Source organism: Microcystis sp. BLCC-F210 (assembly GCF_042134685.1).
GTDB lineage: Bacteria > Cyanobacteriota > Cyanobacteriia > Cyanobacteriales > Microcystaceae > Microcystis > Microcystis aeruginosa_D.
Genome location: NZ_CP169647.1, coordinates 4,161,545 through 4,181,433, shown reverse-complemented (window position 1 = coordinate 4,181,433; position 19,889 = coordinate 4,161,545). Strand labels below are relative to the sequence as shown.

The following is a 19,889-nucleotide window of genomic DNA, read 5'->3' as shown; positions in this document are numbered from 1 at the left end:
ACTAAACTAACTCAAGACTAAAACTTTTGCCCTTACAAAGGATCGAGAAGCGCATTTATTAACTTACTTGTACACCATATCTGTGGTTTTAGGCAAGTCTTTTTGAGCAAAAGTACGGTAATTACTACTATAGATTAGTATAACCGGAAGCCACAATCATGGAACCGATGCCTCGATCGGTGAAAATTTCCAGTAAAAGGGCGTGGGCAAGACGACCATCGATAATATGAGCAGCTTGAACTCCCTGGGCTAGCGATCGCACACAGCAGCCTACTTTGGGAATCATCCCGCCGGCAACGATGCCTTTTTGAATCAACTCCCGGGCCTGTTGGATATCTAATTTAGCCAATAAAGTGGAAGGATCCTGATAATTCTCTAAAATTCCGGCTGTATCGGTCATTAAAATCAGTTTAGCTGCCCCTAAAGCCGCCGCTATTTCTCCGGCTACCGTATCGGCATTGATATTATGAGCTTGGCCAGTTTCATCGGCAGCCACACTGGAAATCACGGGAATATAGCCACTATTGACCAAGGATTCGACGACGCTAGTATCGACACTGCTGACTTCTCCCACAAAACCAATGCCCTCTTTACCCACGGGACGAGCAGTGATCAGATTACCATCCTTACCGCATAATCCTACCGCTTTACCGCCGGCTTGATTGATCAGGGCCACAATTTCTTTATTGACGCGCCCCACCAGCACCATTTCTACCACATCCATGGTGGCGGCATCGGTGACGCGTAAACCGTCTTTAAATTGGGGTTCAATGCCTAATCTATCCAGCCAACTATTGATTTCTGGACCGCCGCCGTGGACAATCACGGGACGAACCCCCACACAGGAGAGAAAAACGATATCTCGCATCACCGTGTCTTTGATATCGCTGTTATTCATGGCCGCACCACCGTATTTAACCACTACAGTACGACCGCGAAATTCTTGTATGTAGGGTAGGGCTTCGCTGAGGATTTTCACCCGTTGGGCATCGTTTTCGTGGGTATTATTGTTCATGGGTTTTTTTACCTGTCTGATTCAGTGATCAGTTTAGCGGTTTCGGGTTTGACAAAAACTGTTCACCTTGAACCGATTGCTAGAAAGTCTTAGAATTACAGAATTTTTCGACGCAACGGACAAAAATCTCGACTCCCATGGCTAACACCGATTCATCAAAATCAAAGCGGGGATGATGATGGGGATAGGCTAATCCTAATTCGGGATTGGCGGATCCCAAGAAGAAATAACAGCCCGGTACTTCCTGTAAAAAGAAGGACATATCTTCCCCTCCCATAGTTTGACATTCGGGAACGATTCCGGCTGGGGTTGCCACCACTTGTGCGGCGATGGAGCGCACTAATTCCGCCATCCGATCATGATTGATTACCGGGGGATACAATTGCCAGTAATCGAATTGATAACTGGCCCCCTGACTTTGACAGATGCCCGCGATAATTTCTTCCATCCGCTGTCGGAAATCAGCAATTCTCATTTTGAAACTATTTTGCGTTGTTTCAGCGATCTAGAGATTCGTTAATAATTATTAACCCCTCTAGGTGCAAGGGTTTTAATGTCATGAAACCTTAAAATGAGAATTGCTGGTCGGAAATAGCCCCCTAACTGGGGATTGAAATAGCGCACCGTCCCACTGAGATTAGCACTATCGGCAATCACGTTTCTAGCGCTTCCCGCCGCTAATTTACCCACAGTCACCACTGCGGCATCGAGGGGGTTAAGGTTGCGAGCGACGATAGTTTGCAAGGCGTTGACGATTTGGGCCGCCACCAGTAGTGAATCGACGGTTTGATGGGGAATTGCCCCGTGGCCGCCCCGGCCTTGAATCTGGAGATCGAAACATTCCACCGCTGCCATTAACGCTCCATTTTTTACGCCTACTGTCCCTAGTGGCAGATTATTCCAGAGATGTAGCCCGATAATTCCCTCCACGTCAGGATTTTTCAGCACTCCGGCTTCGATCATCGGTTTCGCACCCCCCGGCCCCTCTTCGGCGGGTTGGAAAATAATTTTTACGGTCCCCTTGACATAGTGACGGTTTTGTGCTACGTAAACTGCTGTACCGAGGGCGATCGCTGTGTGACCATCGTGACCACAGGCGTGCATTTGGCCCGGATGTTGGGAACGATAGGGGACTTGGTTTTCTTCGGCGATCGGTAGTGCATCCATATCGGCCCGCAGGGCCAAAACTGGCCCCGGTTGACTGCCTTCAATAGTGGCGACAATTCCGGTGCCAGCGATGCCGGTTTGATGGTCAATTCCGTATTTAGTCAGGGTTTGACTGATTAAGGAGGCGGTGAGATATTCTTGAAAACCTAGTTCTGGTTTTTGGTGTATTTGTCGGCGCCAGTGGACTAATTGCGGCTGTAGAGAACGAATAGCAAGGCGAATTTGAGGGCAATTTAAGCTATTAGCAACGGGAAAGGCGGAAATCATCGGGTTCGGACGGCTAGTTTTTTTGGTCACTGGTTTCTAGTTTAACTTCAGGAGGCGGTCGTCAGGAGATAGGGTGATAAGGTTTTGGGCTTCGGCCGTGAGCTCAGGCTTCGACGGTGAGCTCAGCCGAACCGCCGAACGGGTGATAAGGTTTTGGGCTTCGGCCGTGAGCTCAGGCTTCGACGGTGAGACTTCGGCGTGAGCTCAGTCGAACGCTCAGCCGAACCGCCGAACGGGTGATAGGGTTTTGGGCTTCGGCCGTGAGCTCAGGCTTCGACGGTGAGCTCAGCCGAACCGCCGAACGGGTGATAGGGTGATGAGACAGCTTCCCCACTTCATAATTCATAATTCATAATTCATAATTCCCCCTCCCCAATTCCCCACTTCCCCACTTCCCCACTCCCCACTCCCCAATTCATAATTCATAATTCATAATTCATAATTCCCCCTCCCCACACCCCACACCCCTCTTTACAAAACTTCATCCTATTTCAGGACTGGAAAGGGCGATCCTTGGGTAACAGGGGAAGGGAAAGCGGGGAAATATTAAAAAAAACTTAAAATTTTTATCTTGCTGGCCTTTATACCCTTAAAGCCTTGCTCTCTCTGATTTCCCGACGGTGAGAGGCTTTGAGCCATGTCAGGAATTGATGACCAACTCGATCGAGTCATTGTTAAGTGACTGTTACAAAAAGACAGCAAAAAACTTAATAAGATGTAACAAACAAAGTTTCGACAGCAGTGTATAAATTTAATTTGAGGGGCCAAGATAACAGACAAAAGTTAAGCTGGATACTTGTTTAACCTCCTTAGGTGATTTATGAGAGAGCCATGAAGTTTTTTCAGGTTTCTTAAAGTAAATCGCAACAATCGCGGTCAAGGCTCGTCCAGGCTCACCGTGAAATCCCTTAAGAGGGAAAACCTTATTAATTGCAAGCAAATCCCATTTAAATTTAGGAGATTGTCACAATGTTTGACGCATTCACCCGGGTAGTATCCCAAGCTGATGCTCGTGGCGAATATTTAAGCTCTTCCCAACTAGACGCTCTCAGCGCCATGGTTGCCGACAGCAACAAACGGATGGACTCTGTTAACCGGATCACCAGTAACGCTTCCACCATCGTTGCTAACGCCGCTCGTAGCCTGTTCGCTGAACAGCCCCAACTGATCACCCCCGGTGGTAATGCCTACACCAGCCGTCGTATGGCCGCTTGCCTACGCGACATGGAAATCATCTTGCGTTATGTTACCTACGCTACCTTCTCTGGCGACGGCAGTGTTCTCGATGATCGTTGCTTAAATGGTCTTCGCGAAACCTATGTAGCTTTAGGAGTGCCCGGAGCTTCCGTAGCTGCTGGCGTAAGCAAAATGAAAGAAGCTGCTTTGTCCATTGCTAACGATCGCAACGGTGTCACCCTCGGCGATTGCAGTGCTTTGATGTCTGAAATTGCCAGCTACTTCGACCGCGCCGCCGCTGCTGTCGCCTAGTCCCTGGGGCTAGTCTTAATTAAACCGTAGGAAACTTATTGCAAGATTATTGGGAGATACCAAACAATGAAAACCCCCCTTACCGAAGCCGTAGCAGCCGCTGATTCTCAAGGCCGTTTCTTAAGCAGCACCGAAATCCAAGTTGCTTTCGGTCGTTTTCGTCAAGCTTCTGCCAGCCTCACCGCCGCTAAAGCGTTGACCGAAAAAGCCAGTTCTTTGATCTCTGGCGCTGCTCAAGCCGTGTACAACAAGTACCCCTACACCACCCAAATGCAGGGGAATAACTTTGCGGCGGACCAACGCGGTAAAGACAAATGCGCTCGTGACATCGGTTACTACCTCCGCATGGTGACCTACTGCTTAGTTGCTGGTGGAACCGGTCCGATGGACGAGTACCTCATCGCTGGTATCGACGAAATCAACCGCACCTTCGACCTGTCTCCTAGCTGGTACATCGAAGCTCTCAAATATATCAAAGCCAACCATGGTTTAAGTGGCGACCCTGCGGTGGAAGCCAACTCCTATATCGACTACGCTATCAACGCTCTCAGCTAGTCCAATCGAAAAAACTGCTGGTCTGGAAAGACAGGAGGTTGTTAGCAAAAGGGTTAGCAATCACCTGTTCTTCCAGACCTTGTTATATCCATCGTCAAGACGGCCAGATAATCGAACTGATCCTCCCCTAGTTTTGAGGGGTCAGAAAACGATCATTTTTTTGTAGGAGAACTTTAGTGGCAATTACTACCTCAGCTTCCCGTTTAGGGACAACCGCTTTTAGCGAGGTTGCTCCCGTGGAATTACGTCCCGATTGGTCCCGTGACGACGCACAGGCGGTTATTCGCGCCGTCTATCGTCAGGTGCTAGGCAATGACTATATCATGCGTTCCGAGCGCCTTACCAGTGCCGAATCCTTACTCTGCAACGGTTCGATCACCGTGCGGGAATTCGTCCGCGCCGTGGCCAAATCGGAACTGTATAAGAACAAATTCTTCTACGGTAACTTCCAAACCCGCGTCATCGAACTTAATATCAAACATCTTTTAGGTCGCGCTCCCTACGATGAGTCGGAAGTGGTCTATCACCTCGATCTCTATGAAAACAAAGGATTCGAGGCCGATATCGACTCCTACATCGATTCCGCCGAATATACCGAAAACTTCGGCGATAGCATCGTTCCCTACTATCGTGGTTTTGCCACCCAACCCGGTCAAAAAACCGTGGGATTTACCCGGATGTTCCAACTTTATCGCGGTTATGCCAACAGCGATCGCTCTCAGATTGCCGGCAAAACCTCCCGTTTAGCGGTGGAATTAGCTCAAAACGGTGCTTCGGCAGTGGTCGGTCCCTCCGGTGGCAGCGATGGTTGGGCCTATCGTCCCTCTGCTCAACGCAACACCCCCAGTAAAGCTCTGGGTGGTAGTGTGGCCTATGGTGATGTGGGTAAGCTCTATCGCGTGGAAATTGCCGCCATCAGCAAACCGGGTTATCCCCGTGTCCGTCGCAGTAGCAAAGCGATTATCGTCCCCTTTGAACAGTTAAATAACACCCTGCAACAGATCAACCGTCTCGGTGGCAAAGTTGCCAGCATCACCCCCGCTAGTTTGAACTAATTTTCTAGCTTAAGATAATTAAAAGTCTCCCGGGCAGCCGTCAGGTTCACCGGGAGACTTCTTTCTAGGGAACTGGCAGAAATTGACCCTCAGCAGATCGAGCAAACCTGTAGAATGAAAATAATTCCCTCGTTTTAATGCCTGTGACTGTCACTTCGATCGCTTTTGACTCTATCGATACTGCCTTAGCGGAAATCAAAGCCGGACGTGCCATTGTCGTAGTTGATGATGAGAATCGCGAAAATGAAGGAGATCTAATCTGTGCGGCCCAATTTGCCACCCCCGATCTGATTAACTTCATGGCAGTGCAAGCTCGCGGTTTAATCTGTCTGGCAATGACGGGAGAGCGTCTTGATGCTCTCGAATTACCGTTGATGGTGACAAAAAACACCGATAGCAATCAAACCGCTTTTACCGTTAGCATCGATGCTGCCCCCCATTTAGGGGTTAAAACTGGCATTTCGGCAGAAGATCGGGCGAAAACCGTACAAGTTGCCATTAATCCGATCACTCGTCCCGACGATCTCACCCGTCCCGGTCATGTCTTCCCGATTCGTGCTAAGGCCGGTGGAGTCTTAAAACGCGCTGGTCATACGGAGGCAGCTGTGGATCTGGCTCGATTAGCCGGGTTGTATCCGGCGGGAGTTATCTGTGAGATCCAAAATCCCGATGGTTCCATGGCCCGTTTACCGCAACTATTTGAATACGCTCGTCAACATAATTTAAAGTTAATTAGCATTGCCGATCTGATCAGTTATCGCTTAAAGCACGATCGCTTTGTCCATCGGGAAACGGTCTGTAATTTTCCCAGTCAATTCGGCACTTTTCAGCTTTATGCCTACCGAAATTTATTAGATCAAACCGAACACATCGCTATTGTGAAAGGTGATCCCGCTCTCTTTGGCGATCAACCTGTAATGGTACGAATGCACTCAGAATGCCTGACTGGGGATGCTTTGGGATCCTTGCGTTGCGATTGTCGGCAACAGTTACAAAGTGCCTTAAAAATGATTGAAAACAACGGTTTAGGGGTGGTGGTTTACCTGCGACAGGAAGGCCGGGGAATTGGCTTAATTAATAAGCTAAAAGCCTATTCTTTACAGGATATAGGATTAGATACGGTGGAAGCCAACGAAAGGTTAGGATTTCCCGCCGATTTGCGCGATTACGGCATGGGAGCGCAAATGCTCAACGATTTGGGGGTGAGAAATATTCGTTTAATTACCAATAATCCCCGTAAAATTGCCGGATTAAAAGGCTACGGTTTGGAAATAGTCGAGCGAGTACCTTTGCTGATCGAGGCTAATGATTATAATTCCAATTATCTGGCCACAAAAGCGGAAAAGTTAGGACATCTATTCTTACAAACCTATCTAGTCACCATCGCTCTCAGTTGGGGGGAAAATCCGCCGTCAATTTCGCAAAGATATCATCAATTAGAGAAGTTACGGCAGTTAAGTCGCGCTAATCAATTATCTCTCCAAGAAGAAACCCGACCGGTAGCCAATGCCCTTTTTAATCGCGCCCCTTTGATCGTACATTTAGGTTTAGATATTCGTCAGGGTGTCAGCAGTAATTGGTATAAAAATCCTTCCCATCCTTACCTTTTGGTTATTAACAAAATATTAAATGACATTAAAGATTGGTCGGAAATTGAACGCTTAGAATTTTTAATTTCCGACGGAGATGATTCGATGACGGGATTACAAATGAAACTCGATCGTCAAAAAATGTCCGATGAAGATTTCTCACAATTGTCACAATTAGCTACCCAAATTATCTACAGTTTTACTCGTGAGTCAGCCAAAAGTTAGTTTTTTATGACCGTACTTTTGCCTCTTGTCTCTTGCCTGATCTCAACAAGCAATTTAAGTATTTAACAGCGTCACAGTTATAATTAAACAAAGCTAGTATAACGGGGAAAAACTATGACAACTCTCGACATTTTACCGGAAGTTACCTGTCCCCCCACGGATTTATGGAGTGATGAACCACCCTTGGAAAGTGATTTACATCTGCAACAGATCATAATTCTTCTCAGTTGTCTAGAATTATTATGGCAAGAGAAAAACGATTACTATGCTTCCGGTAATCTGACTATCTACTATAACGAAGAACAACTAAAAAAACGTGATTTCTGTGGTCCTGATTTTTTTGTGGTTTTAGATACAGAAAAACGTCCCCGCAAAAGTTGGGTAGTTTGGGGAGAAGGGGGTAAATATCCCAATGTAATCGTCGAGATTCTTTCCGATTCTACGGCCAATATTGACCGCACTAAAAAGAAAATTCTCTATCAAAATACCTTTCGCACTCCTAATTATTTTTGGTTCGATCCTAATACCTTAGAATTGCAAGGATTTAGACTAATTGCGGGACAATATCAGGCTATTCCCACTAATGAAAACGGCTATTTATGGAGTGAACAATTAGAACTATATTTAGGCATTTTTGACCGTAAACTGCGTTATTTTACCGCCGATGGTCAATTGGTTCCCACTCCCCAAGAAGCTGAATTAGAGCAAAGACAAGCAAAGGAACAGATTCTTTTAGAAAGGGACCAGGAACGACAAGCGAAGGAACAGGCTATCCTCGAAAAAGAACAAGCTATCTTGGAGAAGGAAAGATTAGCCCAAAAATTACGAGAATTGGGCATTGATCCCGAAACTATCTGATTGATCAATATCTCCAAGTAGGGTTTGCTGAAAAAGTAGGGGCGAAGCATTCGGGCAATAACCTATCGGTGAAACCGTAGATTTTCTATCCGAATGCTTCGCCCTTACAGAACGCGGGCCGATGAAGACCCAAGGTTTTGAAGCACGATTCTCTCAAAATCTTGCACCTGTTTCGCGAAACAAGACCCTAAAACCCTTACCTCGTCTATATTTCACATTTATTCAGCAAACCCTAGTTAGGTGTTAAAAATTGTCAGTTTCCCCCCTTATTAAGGGGGGATCAAAGACAAAATTTATCTTCTATTTAATAGGTAATTCCTATCCTAGAAATGGTGGTAATTTAACCTTATTTTTCCCGTCTTTCTAAGGCTAATTGTACCAACTTATCAACCAATTTATCAAACTCTAAACCGGTAGCTTTCCAGAGTTGGGGATACATACTAAAATTAGTAAACCCCGGCAGAGTATTAATTTCATTGATCAATACTTCCCCAGTATTTTCTACATAGAAAAAATCTACCCGCGATAATCCCGCAGCATCCACAGCTTTAAATGCTTCTACAGCCATTTCTCGCACTTGATCAGCAATTTTATCAGGAATATTAGCGGGAATCACCATATTTGATCGCCCGTCAGTATATTTAGTTTCATAGTCATAAAAATCACTATCAAAAGTAATTTCTCCCACCAAGGAAGCTTGGGGATTATCATTACCTAAAACCGCACATTCGATCTCCCTTGCGGTTACTCCTGCTTCAACAATAATCCGTCGATCATAACTAGCAGCACTATCTAAAGCAGCCTCTAATTCTTGCTGGTTACGCGCTTTACTAATACCCACCGAAGAACCTAAATTAGCTGGTTTAATAAAACAGGGATAACCTATTTCCTCGGCGATTTGATTGCACAATTGCGAAAAAATACAGGGATTTGACCACACTTGCGAGCGGGTTACGGCCTTATACTTAACTTGGGGTAATCCAGCGGCTGCAAAAGCAGTTTTCATGGCAATTTTATCCATTCCCAAGCATGAACCCAGAACCCCACTACCCACAAAAGCAACCCGCATGAGAGTGAGTAATCCTTGTAAAGTGCCATCTTCTCCATTCGGTCCGTGGAGAATTGGAAACCAAACCTCGATTTCCCTCACTTCCGGGGGAAATTGCCAGATATTGACTTTTATATCACTCTCAATAGCTAGGGGTTGCCCAGAGGTTAAAATTTGTCTAGCAGTTGCTGCCGAATGCCAACAGCCATTTTTATCGATATAGAAGGGGATAACGGCGTATTTGTCAAGATTTTCGGGGTAATTAAAAGCTTGCAGGATCGATCGAGCCGAATTGATAGATACCTCGTGTTCTCCTGATCGACCACCAAATAATAATCCCACCCTGATCTTATCCATGTTATCCTCTCTAGACCCAGCTAGATTCTAAATTAGAGTTCAACTATCATATATACTATGGACGGGGTTGACAATAGTCCCCAATGATTTTACTAAATCCTGTTTAAAAGGTATAGGAGGGCAGCGAGTGCGGGGGCAGCCGGCACTAGAGTGGGTAAAAACAATTCATAACTAGATTTTTACAGTTCGATTGGCAGCCAATCATACTATTAAAAAACGATTGGGAACTACAGCCGGTCTAGAGATTAGGGCAAAACAATGACCAATGAAATTAAAAACTTGACCAAACTGGGCCTTCTTAGGTTTGGTAGGTAAAATGTATTCTAAGATACAGTCCTGCTGGCGAGCGAGTGGAAGGAACCACAGAGACACAAAGGACACAAAGGACACAGAGATCGATCACTACTATATAAGTCAAACTTATCACACAAAGACTAAGAGAGCCTAAACCCTACTTATGATTATTATCAGCTTTTTAAAACAGGATTTGGTCTTACCTGGCAGTGGTTGACAATTATCCCCGGATTTACCAAAAGCGATCGATCTGCTAGATTTTTGATGTTGGATATCTTAGATAGATATGTCTGGTCATAGTAAATGGGCAAATATTAAACGACAAAAAGCCAGGGTTGACGCAAAAAAAGGGCAAACTTTCACCCAGTTATCCCGGGCGATTATCGTGGCTACCCGTAACGGTGTTCCTGATCCGGCGGGCAATTTTCAGCTACGCACGGCGATCGAAAAAGCCAAGGCTGCCGGTATTCCTAATGACAATATCGAAAGAGCGATCGCTAAAGGGGCGGGAACTTGGGAAAATGACTCAGCTTTTGAGGAAATTCGCTACGAGGGTTATGGTCCCGGGGGTGTGGCGATCCTGATCGAAGCACTGACCGATAATCGCAATCGCACCGCGGCGGATCTGCGGGCAGCTTTTAGCAAAAATGGCGGTAATTTAGGTGAAACGGGCTGTGTGGGCTGGATGTTTGACCATAAAGGGGTAATTCGTCTTGAGGGAATTATTGATGAGGATAAGCTTTTAGAAGCTTCCCTAGAGGGTGAGGCCCAATCCTACGAGTTTTTTGACAGTGAGGAGGAAGGTCAAGGGACAGAAGTGTTTACTGAGGTGTTTAACCTGGAGAGATTGAATCGGGTTCTGCAAGAAGTGGGATTTAAGGTCAAAGAAGCAGAATTACGCTGGATTCCCACTAACACCTTAGAAGTGAGCGATCGAGAGCAGGCCCGTCTTTTATTCAAGTTAATCGACACCCTAGAATCCCTCGATGATGTGCAATCGGTAACAGCTAATTTTGATTTAGTCGAGGAATTGATGTTAGTGAACCTGTGAAATTAACGATGGGGATTTTGAGCAACTGGGGGGAGGATTAAGCCTACGCAATTTTCGCAATTGCGTTGATACCAACGCTGATTACGAACCCCACCGGCTAACCCACTTCCATAGGGAATATTTTTGACCAGTGTGGAACTGTTTTGAATACGTTCTCTGCGTCTTTGGATTTCATCATGATCCCAATTTCTGCCAATGAACTCATAATTATAGGGTGGATATGTGATCACACAAGATATACTAGATTCTTCTAGTAAAGTGAAAATTTCTCTACAATCACCGTGCAGAAGTTGCCATCTTTTTGAGATATTCATCGGGAAATATAAAACTCCTGTGTTTCAGAAAATTTATCAAAAGCTTTTAGCAAATCGAAACTTTGTTGGCCCTGCAAAACAGTCCAGCCACCCAGATGACAAGCTTTAATCGCTGCTGGTAAGTTATCCTCTCGCACAATCAGTAAAATAGGTCTAAGTCCTCTTTCCTGTAATAGTTTTCCATACTGTTTAAACTTTTTAAGTGTGCCAGAATCTCCCGAACCAATTCTATATTTAGTATCAATGGCATCTCTACCTAAAATGCAGTCACAAGGTTGATCATCTGCAATCTTTAAAGCTGGTTGATAATCTAAACAATTAGCCTTAAAAACTTCTGTCACCAGACGTTGCCAACACATTCCTAGTTCCCTGCCCCAATACTGACGATTTTCTCTTTTAAAACTAGGAGTAATTCCAAATACCCTCATAAGCGAATCATAATCATCATTTTCTTCTCCATAGATTTTGTCACTAAAAGAACTTTGGTATTGTCTCAAAATTCCCTTGAGCAGGTTTTCTATTTGATCGGGTGGCATCAATAATCCTTTTTGATATAGATAGCTAACTACTGATTATCTCCCCAAATTATCGGTAATCTGTTCAAAGATAATATCACCCCTGGCCAAGGAAAATGAGCGGTTATTTACACAGTCCTTCCATCCTCCCCTTAATATTTTAACAGCCGATCGTCCCTAATCTCTAAATCATTGACTACCCACGGTTTACAATAGTTAAGAACCAACGGCAAGCAAGAATTAACGATGCGGATTTCGATCAACTGGTTACGAGAATTAGTCAAAATTGCCCAATCTCCCCAAGAATTAGCCGAATTATTGACAATTGCGGGAATAGAAGTGGAAGAGATCGAGGATCGCCGAGAATGGGCAAAGGGTGTGGTTATTGGTAAAATTATCGATCGCCAACCCCATCCCAACGCAGATAAATTAAGTGTCTGTCAGGTGGATATCGGTCAGGAAAACCCTAGTACAATTGTCTGTGGTGCGCCCAATGCTAGGGCTGATATTCTAGTTCCTGTGGCTACTTTGGGAACTTATTTACCGAAAATCAATTTAACGATTAAACCGGCTAAATTGCGGGGGGTAAAATCGGAAGGGATGATCTGTTCCCTCGCGGAATTAGGATTAACCAAGGATTCTGAAGGAATCCACATTTTTAGTCAGGAAAATCTCCCTTTAGGTACAGATGTTCGCCCCCTTTTAGGACTCGATGAGGTGATTTTAGATATTTCTCCCACCGCTAACCGTGCCGATGCTTTGAGTATGATCGGAGTTGCACGGGAAGTGGCAGCTTTGACAGGAGGAGAATTAAGCCTACCAAAAGTGAAATTAGGGGAATTTTCCCCTAAAAAAGATTTAACGCTGGAAATATCAGAAAATAAAGCCTGTCCTGCTTATATTGGTACGGTGATCGAGGGGGTAAAAATTGGCCCATCTCCGCTATGGTTGCAACAGCGTTTACAGGCTGCCGGATTGCGATCGATCAATAATGTGGTCGATATTACTAATTATGTCCTCTTGGAGTGGGGACAACCCTTACACGCTTTCGATCGCGATCGTTTACAGAGTTTTGCCGGAGGTAAATCCGTTACTATTGGGGTCCGTTTTGCTGAGGAAGGGGAAAAAATCATTACCCTTGATGGTCAGGAAAGAAGCTTAAAAGAGCTTAATTTATTAATTACTGCCAATAATAAGCCTGTAGCTTTAGCAGGAGTGATGGGAGGTCAAGATACGGAAGTTAACGAGGAAACCGTTAATCTTGTGCTAGAGTCGGCTTTATTCGATCCGATCGCCATCCGTCGTTCCTCAAAAGCGCAGGGTTTACGCAGCGAATCTTCTGGACGCTATGAACGCGGTGTTAATCCCGCCGCTTTGGAATATGCTTGTCAAAGGGCGATCGATTTGATTCTAGAGTTAGCTGGGGGAACTGTCAGCAGTCAGGTTAAAGCTGATTATCGCGCTGATCAGTCCAGTGGTTCGATCGAATTGCGTTTAGAACGTTTGCAGCAAATACTGGGTCAAGTTACCCTAGATGATGGTGCGATCGGTGAAATTCTCGCCGAAGATGTGGAACGGATTTTAGGCAATTTGGGCTGTGAATTGCAGTTAACCTCAAAAAATCCTGTTCTGTGGACTGTAACAGTGCCAGACTACCGTTATCGGGATTTAGAACGGGAAATTGACTTAATTGAAGAAGTGGCGCGACTGTACGGATATGATCGCTTTGTCGATACTTTGCCGGCAAAAACCGCAGCTGGAGGATTATCCTTTGAGGAAACTATACAGCGTCGAGTGCGGGAAGCTTTTCGCGCCGTCGGTTTGACGGAATTAGTCCAGTATTCCCTAGTTAAACCGGAATTAGCGGAAGTTGTCCTCGCTAATCCCCTTTTTGTCGAGTATTCTGCTTTGCGGACTAATCTCCTCGACGGTTTAATCGAAGCGTTTGAGTATAATCAGTCTCAGGGTAACGGTTCCTTAAATGGCTTCGAGATAGGGCGAGTTTTCCGCTTAGAATCGGATAATATCAACGAATACGATGCAATTGCTGGTATTTTTGGCGGTGATTTCTTCCCTGCTGGACGTTGGCTGCGATCGGGTAAAGAGGTGGCCATGACTTGGTACGAAGCAAAAGGCATTTTAGAAGCAGTATTCGATCGCCTTTCGCTGACAGTAAGCTACGAAAAATATGCCGAAGATGCGCGTTTTCATCCCGGACGAACAGCATCTTTATGGATTGGTAAACAACGCCTAGGAATTTTTGGTCAACTACACCCGCAATTGCGTCAGCAAAAGGGATTAATTGAGGCAGTTTATGCCTTTGAAATCCAGTTCCCGATCCTGTTAGCAACTCTTAGTGATAGTGCCAAAATTACCCCGCGTTTACAGGTCTATTCTACCTATCCGGGGGCAGCGCGAGATATCGCCTTCTTTGTTTCTACAGATATACCCGTAGATAGATTGACAAAAACTATCAAAAATGCTGGGGGAACTCTTTTAGAAAAAGTCGAATTATTCGATCGCTATCAGGGGCAGAATGTGCCAGAAAATCATTGTAGTTTGGCCTTTAGTTTAGTCTATCGTGCCAGCGATCGAACTTTAACCGATGAAGATGTGGAACCCTTAATGACAAAAGTGCGAGAAGCTTTAGTTAAACAGTTCCAAGTTTCTTTAAGAAGTTAAATTCAGCGATCAATCATCAGTTATCAGACATCGACTTTATAAGTAGGTAGGCGTTAAAAATTATCAGATGCCCCCCTTATCAAGGGAGATCCCCCCGCCTACCGGCACCCCCCTTATCAAGGGGGGCAGGGGGGATCGAACCTAAAATCCATTGTTAATTTAATTATAACCAGCCATTTATTATCTCAAGAATAATCTCACACATCGCTATCAATATCGCTGATTGCCTCTAATTGTTACCAATCAGTTTGAGAGTTGCTCAAAGTAGGTTAGCTGTTCATATTTCGTCGCTCCGCCACCTTTGAATTGTTAGATAGTAGTGAGGCGATTGCCATATTTTAGTACATCAGATATGATATAAATACATAATGGCTGATCAAAGCAAACCTTTAGCTTGGCTGCATGGTGAGATCAAGACCCCACCTTTCAGTTTAGAAGCACGGATCGAAGCAGGTGTCTTACTCAGGCAACTACAGGAAGGCGAACCTCTTGGTTTGCCACATTCGCGTCCTATGCCAAGTGTAGGCTATCATTGTCATGAGCTACGCATTAGAGACATCGATAAAAATTGGAGGATTATTTATCGAATTGATGAAGATGCAATCTTGATTATTGAGGTGTTTAATAAGACAACAAGAGCAACACCCAAAAGTCTAATTGAGGTTTGTAAGAAACGCTTGAGTAAATACGATACTGATCAGCAGGAATAAGAGGATGGAAGAGACTAAAAAAGGGCTTTTGGAATCAAAAGGCTGGAAAATCGGAACCGTTTCCGACTTTTTAGAGTTAACGCCCGAAGAGATTATCCTTGTTGAAATCAAACTAGCTCTTAGCAAAAGTTTGAAAAGTCAGCGGCAGAAGATAATGACTCAAAGTGAACTGGCCAATAAAATCGGCTCTAGTCAACCTCGGATTGCCAAAGCTGAAAATGGCGATCCGTCAGTTTCACTGGAATTGCTTATCCCATCGCTGTTGGCAACAGGTGCCACTCCTCAAGACATCGGACAAATCATTGCCAGTGTCAAAGGCGTTGCTGAATCAAGACCTGAATGCTAATTTTGTGCATTCTATCCACTAATGTTAGTTATTGTCGTTGATGCGATAAATCCCTGAATTTCCCCAGCATCAATACGCTCAAATAATCTTGCTGCGTTTTCCACAAATAGCTCTCGTTCTTGTAGAAAATCAAGAATGACATTGGTATCAATCAGAACTCCCATTACTGATGCTTCTCGATCAGATAGGTTAAATAATCGGTTGGGGCGTTAGTTTCCCCTGTAGCTGCCGAAATCTCAGAAACACCTCGCAAGCGCAACAGATTTCCCCGCTTGGATTTGAGGTTTGCTTCCCGTTGTTTAGAATGTATGAACAAGGTGAAATCACCCTAGAGGGATTAGCAAGAAAAGCTCCTCTCATTGCCCGTGCTATTGAAAAGCAACAGGAAATCTCTTAAATCCTAGACAAACAAAAAAACATTAGTATTTCGGCATCTAGTCGGGTATTGGCTGTACCATTATTTAATATCAATTTGCTGTAATTCTGGTAAAAGTTCTTTAAATAAAAGCCTAAATCTTTTTATACATATTATTTTAAACATCAATTTTAAAGCATCCCAATTAATTGCATCATAGGGAACCAATTCTAGGACAATTTTTATGTTTAATTTTTTAATACAAATCAAAAGCCAATGCAGGCAAATATAATCTTCTATAACTGACAATTCTGGTAACTTTTCCCGATGTTTAGGATGTACCATGTCATAAATTTTTTGTTTGATTAAAATATTTTTTTTGCATCGCTCTTTTATTGATATATTGCTATGGCAACATCCCGACCATACTCTTTTAAAACATAGACACTTACCGACAAATACAGCATCGCCGTACTTGACAATTTCTATCCATGAGTTAATATCATCATAATTACCGTCAAAGTCTTTATCCCAGCCTCCCGATCGCAAAAATGCTTTTTTTTGAAAAGCAACTTGAACAGGTGTTCCCAAAGGACAGATATCCAAAAGCATACCGTAGTGTATGTCTTCTTGCCGAATACAAAGAGCTAAATTATTAAATTGAACTTGATGTTTATCATCGATAATGTTGCCTATTATATCAATTTTTTTTGCCTGACAAGAGCAAATAACAGCATCAGGAAAATAAACGAGAGATTTGCCGATAATTTCGATACATTCAGGCATAATATAATCATCATCATCAATCAGCTTAATCCATTCTCCTTTGGCAATTTTGACTCCAATATTAACACTTTCTGAATGTCCTAAATTTATCGAGTTGCGATGATATATAACTCGATCACCTAACTGCTTGATATATTCTTCAGTTTGATCAGAAGAAGCATCATCTACAACAATAATTTCACAGTTTATAGTTTGATTGATTGCCGATTCTAATGACCATTTTAAAAATGGTAAGCGATTATATGTTGTTATAACAATACTGAATTTCATGAGCATTTACAATAATATTTAGTTTAGGTAAAATATTTTCTTTTTTTATTATTTGTTAAGCCATGAATCGCTGACAAAATCGACCAGGATATAAGATTGACTCTTTCATCAAAAATAGTAACATCAAAGACATGAAATAATATAGAAGCAAAAAAAGCTGTTAAATAAGTAAATATAATCAATTTTTCTTCTGAGTTATCCAGATTTATTTTGGTTAAAAGTATAATCCCTTTTGCCAATATCCAGCCAACTAAAAAATAGAAAAAAACTGTCCAGGGAATCCCCACTTCAGACAGAAGCATCAGTGTTAAGTTGTGTGAATGTCCTATTACTATCTGAGATTGAGGCTGATAGAGATGTTTAAAACTTCCTAAACCCCATCCTTTCCAAGGTGACTTAAGGGCTAAATGCCAGGAGAATTTCCACAGAGTTATTCGGAGAGTTTCTACATCTCGATTAGGATAAAATTGATCGTTTATTCGAGCCCAAATAAACATTGGAACAATTAATCTAAACCAATCTCTTACTGGAGGATTGCCAAAAGCAGCGATAATAATCGCCCCGCTCACGATTGCTACTGTTAGCAAAATCCATCGCCAGCCTAAATAAATAGCAAAAGCAAGACAAGTTACTAATGTAGTCATCCAACCATTACGAGAATGAGTTAAAATTAGAGCAATAAATGTTAGGGAATTGATGACCAAAAGCAGACTAAGATAAAAAATTTTTTTATCAGTATTCGATTTTCTTAACTCTAGAATTATTAAGCCCAGTCCCAACACCCAAATAATAGTTAGAAAACTTGCTAGAAAATTAGCATGATAAAATAAAGATGACATCCTACCAGAAGGATTGCCCATTGCTCTTAAATACCATCCAGGGATCAATATATTTTGTATTTCTCCTTGTAATCCCCACCAAATTTGTCCAAAGCCTAACACGGTTATAGGAACTGAACCAAAGTATATTATCCTTGCTAATTGTTCTAATGTACTCACTGAGTAAAGTAGTTGGCTGAGTCCAGCAAAAATAATAAAGTAAGGCAAAAAATTTATCAATCCAGAGATGGCAGAAACCCGATCAAAGGCAAAAAGGCTGGTCATTATTAATGAGCCACCTAAGATAGCAAATCCCCAATTAATATATTGAGAAATAATGACTCTATATTTTAATCTAAAAATTATTATAATCGCTGTACAAATAACTAACATTCCCCCTAAGGGGTTGATAGGCAACAGCAAAAAACTAATTTGAGTTAAATACCAAGGAATGTTTAGCTTCAGATCGGGATGTTTTGTTAAAAACATAATGTGTCATCTATTACTTAAATAACTTGCATTGACTCAATATTTCAAGATGCTATCCTTAGAGTATATCAACTCATCATGGTGTTGTCATGGTGTTAAGCTTTTCGACGTTTAAGTTGATCGAGTAATCGATGTCAGCCAAAGGCTTCAAGCATCGACAATCTAAATTTAAATGCGTCTGAGCTTACTGCTGGAATATACATCGTTCGCCGTCCCCAAAACCTCCCCAACTATTTAACCCGCAGTGCTGGTTAAGCTTAAAAACTATCAAATCATCAATTAATGGTTTCCATCATCCTAAGACCGTTTTTTTCTACCGTCAATAGGATATAAAATATGCTTATTTTTTTTTTTTTTTTTTCATCAGGTTTATTCATGAATCAGAGAAAATCAAATTAAATTCGGTGCGGTTAAACCTTGATTTCTACTACCAGCCACCTGATTAACTTGACTCAGAGTCGAGAAAACGGGTTTCTTTAAGAAACCCGTTTTCTCGATCCTATAGTCACATATTTCTTAACATAAAATTTGACAAAAAGAGAAAAGTATTAATTCCAGCAATTCTTTATAATTCTCTAGATGACTGGGAAAACCCGAACCCTAGAGTGATAGAGAAAAGAATTGAGGAATTCAAAAGGCGAACTCGGAGTTAATTGATGAAGTGCGATCGCTTTTCTGATCGGGTGCATTAACACAGTATAATGCGCCTCATTTGTTGTCTATAATTTAAAAGATTGAGATAAGGGCAGTTTGTTGGGTTGATTTTGCGTTAAAATTAAGTTAGATATGTCTTAATTAATAAAACTTAACAAGACAATGAATACTTCGATTACTTTTCAAGAAATTGCCGCCGAAATACAATTATTTGATAATTTTGAACAAAAAGAACAATTTATTTTTGTGGTGGGTGCTTTAGTTTCTCGCATCATCAGTCTTCATAAAGCCGCAGAAATCATGGAAATGGATACAGAAATGTTCTTGAAAATTTTAGAATTAATGAGAATCGATTTTTCTTATCTTACTACAGAAGACATAGATAGAGAAAAAAAATGGTAATCTCTATGAAAATTGTTTTCAATTCTTCCCTTTTAATCTTTTTGTCTCAGTTAGGATTTTTAGAAAAATCCCTAGATTCTAATGATAATTTTTATTTGCCTGCAACCGTACAACAAGAAATTAATGCCAAACAAGATCAATCTTCAGAGACTCTTAATAAGCTGATCAATCAACAGAAATTAATTATCCTAAATATTAAATTAATCTCTCTAGCAAATAGTTTAAATGAACGTTTAGGGAAAGGTGAATCTGATGCCATTACTTTAGGAATAGAATTACAAACTGATTATATCATCCTTGATGACTTTGCAGCAAGAAAAGAAGCACTACACTTAGGCTTAAATGTTAAAGGAACTTTAGCGATTATTCGTAAACTTCTCAAAGAAGGAAAGATAGAAATTGAAAATTTGGAGAGTTTTTATCAAAGACTTAGAGAAATTAACTTTAGAGTCAAGCGTGAGATATTTGAGAGCATTTTTGGAGACTGAGTGTGATACTGAAGGCACTGCGTAGCAGCACGCTTATTTTGTCGGCTGCATTAACAAAGTATAATGCGCCTTATTTATTATTGTGTCTAAT

The 19,889-nt window shown here is 42.5% G+C and carries 18 protein-coding genes and 1 pseudogene; 11 read left to right on the top strand and 8 right to left on the bottom strand.

Translation table 11 applies throughout. The annotated features are described in order from the left end of the window. Window positions 1–127: 127 nt before the first annotated feature. Together argB and ACE3JL_RS20395 are read right to left on the bottom strand one after the other, a co-directional pair. Entirely contained in the window at window positions 128–1,015 is an 888-nt protein-coding gene (argB, locus tag ACE3JL_RS20400) for an acetylglutamate kinase (RefSeq protein WP_375328246.1), read from the bottom strand. 79 nt (window positions 1,016–1,094) lie between these two features. Then, window positions 1,095–2,449, bottom strand: a pseudogene (locus tag ACE3JL_RS20395) (M20 family metallopeptidase). 969 nt (window positions 2,450–3,418) lie between these two features. Between ACE3JL_RS20395 and ACE3JL_RS20390 the strand changes: the two are divergent. The 5 genes from ACE3JL_RS20390 (at window position 3,419) to ACE3JL_RS20370 (ending at window position 8,219) form a co-directional block, all read left to right on the top strand. Then, window positions 3,419–3,937: a phycocyanin subunit beta gene (locus ACE3JL_RS20390; RefSeq protein WP_271992954.1), complete on the top strand. Its 519-nt coding sequence runs from the start codon at window positions 3,419–3,421 to the stop codon at window positions 3,935–3,937. 66 nt (window positions 3,938–4,003) lie between these two features. Beyond that, a complete protein-coding gene (gene cpcA / locus ACE3JL_RS20385) occupies window positions 4,004–4,492 on the top strand; it encodes a phycocyanin subunit alpha (RefSeq protein ID WP_002780314.1) in 489 nt (162 codons plus the stop codon). A 176-nt stretch (window positions 4,493–4,668) separates the two neighbouring features. Beyond that, window positions 4,669–5,547 carry a phycobilisome linker polypeptide gene (locus ACE3JL_RS20380; protein ID WP_002745355.1) on the top strand — a complete coding sequence of 293 codons (879 nt, stop codon included), beginning with the start codon at window positions 4,669–4,671 and terminating at the stop codon, window positions 5,545–5,547. 137 nt (window positions 5,548–5,684) lie between these two features. Next, window positions 5,685–7,361, top strand: coding sequence for a bifunctional 3,4-dihydroxy-2-butanone-4-phosphate synthase/GTP cyclohydrolase II (gene ribBA, locus ACE3JL_RS20375; RefSeq protein ID WP_375328245.1), 1,677 nt, complete (start codon window positions 5,685–5,687; stop codon window positions 7,359–7,361). A gap of 114 nt (window positions 7,362–7,475) precedes the next feature. Continuing rightward, window positions 7,476–8,219, top strand: coding sequence for a Uma2 family endonuclease (locus ACE3JL_RS20370; RefSeq protein ID WP_375328244.1), 744 nt, complete (start codon window positions 7,476–7,478; stop codon window positions 8,217–8,219). A gap of 346 nt (window positions 8,220–8,565) precedes the next feature. Here the strand turns inward: ACE3JL_RS20370 and ACE3JL_RS20365 are convergent, their stop codons facing one another. After that, window positions 8,566–9,624, bottom strand: coding sequence for a D-alanine--D-alanine ligase family protein (locus tag ACE3JL_RS20365; protein ID WP_271992962.1), 1,059 nt, complete (start codon window positions 9,622–9,624; stop codon window positions 8,566–8,568). A 580-nt stretch (window positions 9,625–10,204) separates the two neighbouring features. On the opposite strand from ACE3JL_RS20365, the gene ACE3JL_RS20360 reads away from it, so the two are divergent. Beyond that, window positions 10,205–10,969, top strand: coding sequence for a YebC/PmpR family DNA-binding transcriptional regulator (locus tag ACE3JL_RS20360; protein ID WP_271992964.1), 765 nt, complete (start codon window positions 10,205–10,207; stop codon window positions 10,967–10,969). A 2-nt stretch (window positions 10,970–10,971) separates the two neighbouring features. On the opposite strand, the gene ACE3JL_RS20355 is transcribed toward ACE3JL_RS20360, so the two are convergent. Next, window positions 10,972–11,283, bottom strand: coding sequence for a hypothetical protein (locus ACE3JL_RS20355; RefSeq protein ID WP_271992966.1), 312 nt, complete (start codon window positions 11,281–11,283; stop codon window positions 10,972–10,974). Then, complete coding sequence (locus ACE3JL_RS20350; protein ID WP_375328243.1) at window positions 11,280–11,819, bottom strand: restriction endonuclease; 540 nt, start codon at window positions 11,817–11,819, stop codon at window positions 11,280–11,282. The genes ACE3JL_RS20355 and ACE3JL_RS20350 overlap by 4 nt, the downstream gene beginning before the upstream one ends. Before the next feature lie 225 nt (window positions 11,820–12,044). Between ACE3JL_RS20350 and pheT the strand changes: the two genes are divergently transcribed. The 3 genes from pheT to ACE3JL_RS20335 all read left to right on the top strand — a co-directional run bounded on the left by pheT (window position 12,045) and on the right by ACE3JL_RS20335 (window position 15,536). Continuing rightward, window positions 12,045–14,480: a phenylalanine--tRNA ligase subunit beta gene (pheT, locus tag ACE3JL_RS20345; protein ID WP_375328242.1), complete on the top strand. Its 2,436-nt coding sequence runs from the start codon at window positions 12,045–12,047 to the stop codon at window positions 14,478–14,480. A 368-nt stretch (window positions 14,481–14,848) separates the two neighbouring features. After that, the gene (locus ACE3JL_RS20340) at window positions 14,849–15,190 is read left to right on the top strand and encodes a type II toxin-antitoxin system RelE/ParE family toxin (RefSeq protein WP_375328241.1); all 342 of its coding nucleotides are present in this window, start codon (window positions 14,849–14,851) and stop codon (window positions 15,188–15,190) included. A 4-nt stretch (window positions 15,191–15,194) separates the two neighbouring features. Next, entirely contained in the window at window positions 15,195–15,536 is a 342-nt protein-coding gene (locus ACE3JL_RS20335; protein WP_002763718.1) for a helix-turn-helix domain-containing protein, read from the top strand. An 11-nt stretch (window positions 15,537–15,547) separates the two neighbouring features. On the opposite strand, the gene ACE3JL_RS20330 is transcribed toward ACE3JL_RS20335, so the two are convergent. The 3 genes from ACE3JL_RS20330 to ACE3JL_RS20320 all read right to left on the bottom strand — a co-directional run bounded on the left by ACE3JL_RS20330 (window position 15,548) and on the right by ACE3JL_RS20320 (window position 18,254). Next, on the bottom strand, window positions 15,548–15,700 hold the full coding sequence (locus ACE3JL_RS20330; RefSeq protein WP_375328240.1) for a PIN domain-containing protein: 153 nt from the start codon (window positions 15,698–15,700) through the stop codon (window positions 15,548–15,550). A gap of 293 nt (window positions 15,701–15,993) precedes the next feature. After that, window positions 15,994–16,947, bottom strand: coding sequence for a glycosyltransferase family 2 protein (locus tag ACE3JL_RS20325; RefSeq protein WP_375328239.1), 954 nt, complete (start codon window positions 16,945–16,947; stop codon window positions 15,994–15,996). A 23-nt stretch (window positions 16,948–16,970) separates the two neighbouring features. After that, window positions 16,971–18,254, bottom strand: a complete 1,284-nt coding sequence (locus ACE3JL_RS20320) for an O-antigen ligase family protein (RefSeq protein WP_375328238.1) — start codon at window positions 18,252–18,254, stop codon at window positions 16,971–16,973. 816 nt (window positions 18,255–19,070) lie between these two features. Between ACE3JL_RS20320 and ACE3JL_RS20315 the strand changes: the two genes are divergently transcribed. Further along, window positions 19,071–19,310 (top strand): hypothetical protein, encoded by a 240-nt coding sequence (locus ACE3JL_RS20315; protein WP_375328237.1) that lies wholly within the window; start codon window positions 19,071–19,073, stop codon window positions 19,308–19,310. 5 nt (window positions 19,311–19,315) lie between these two features. Next, window positions 19,316–19,798, top strand: coding sequence for a DUF3368 domain-containing protein (locus ACE3JL_RS20310; protein ID WP_375328236.1), 483 nt, complete (start codon window positions 19,316–19,318; stop codon window positions 19,796–19,798). The last annotated feature ends 91 nt before the right edge of the window (window positions 19,799–19,889 follow it).

Excerpts from the sequence above, each read along its gene's own strand:
- ACE3JL_RS20390 (WP_271992954.1), top strand. The coding sequence starts at position 3,419 with ATGTTTGACGCATTCACCCGGGTAGTATCCCAAGCTGATGCTCGTGGC.
- ACE3JL_RS20355 (WP_271992966.1), bottom strand. The coding sequence starts at position 11,283 with ATGAATATCTCAAAAAGATGGCAACTTCTGCACGGTGATTGTAGAGAA.
- ACE3JL_RS20350 (WP_375328243.1), bottom strand. The coding sequence starts at position 11,819 with ATGCCACCCGATCAAATAGAAAACCTGCTCAAGGGAATTTTGAGACAA.
- ACE3JL_RS20330 (WP_375328240.1), bottom strand. The coding sequence starts at position 15,700 with ATGGGAGTTCTGATTGATACCAATGTCATTCTTGATTTTCTACAAGAA.
- ACE3JL_RS20325 (WP_375328239.1), bottom strand. The coding sequence starts at position 16,947 with ATGAAATTCAGTATTGTTATAACAACATATAATCGCTTACCATTTTTA.
- ribBA (WP_375328245.1), top strand. The coding sequence starts at position 5,685 with ATGCCTGTGACTGTCACTTCGATCGCTTTTGACTCTATCGATACTGCC.
- ACE3JL_RS20315 (WP_375328237.1), top strand. The coding sequence starts at position 19,071 with ATGAATACTTCGATTACTTTTCAAGAAATTGCCGCCGAAATACAATTA.
- ACE3JL_RS20365 (WP_271992962.1), bottom strand. The coding sequence starts at position 9,624 with ATGGATAAGATCAGGGTGGGATTATTATTTGGTGGTCGATCAGGAGAA.
- cpcA (WP_002780314.1), top strand. The coding sequence starts at position 4,004 with ATGAAAACCCCCCTTACCGAAGCCGTAGCAGCCGCTGATTCTCAAGGC.
- ACE3JL_RS20310 (WP_375328236.1), top strand. The coding sequence starts at position 19,316 with ATGAAAATTGTTTTCAATTCTTCCCTTTTAATCTTTTTGTCTCAGTTA.
- ACE3JL_RS20360 (WP_271992964.1), top strand. The coding sequence starts at position 10,205 with ATGTCTGGTCATAGTAAATGGGCAAATATTAAACGACAAAAAGCCAGG.
- ACE3JL_RS20335 (WP_002763718.1), top strand. The coding sequence starts at position 15,195 with ATGGAAGAGACTAAAAAAGGGCTTTTGGAATCAAAAGGCTGGAAAATC.
- ACE3JL_RS20340 (WP_375328241.1), top strand. The coding sequence starts at position 14,849 with ATGGCTGATCAAAGCAAACCTTTAGCTTGGCTGCATGGTGAGATCAAG.
- ACE3JL_RS20320 (WP_375328238.1), bottom strand. The coding sequence starts at position 18,254 with ATGTTTTTAACAAAACATCCCGATCTGAAGCTAAACATTCCTTGGTAT.
- ACE3JL_RS20370 (WP_375328244.1), top strand. The coding sequence starts at position 7,476 with ATGACAACTCTCGACATTTTACCGGAAGTTACCTGTCCCCCCACGGAT.
- argB (WP_375328246.1), bottom strand. The coding sequence starts at position 1,015 with ATGAACAATAATACCCACGAAAACGATGCCCAACGGGTGAAAATCCTC.
- pheT (WP_375328242.1), top strand. The coding sequence starts at position 12,045 with ATGCGGATTTCGATCAACTGGTTACGAGAATTAGTCAAAATTGCCCAA.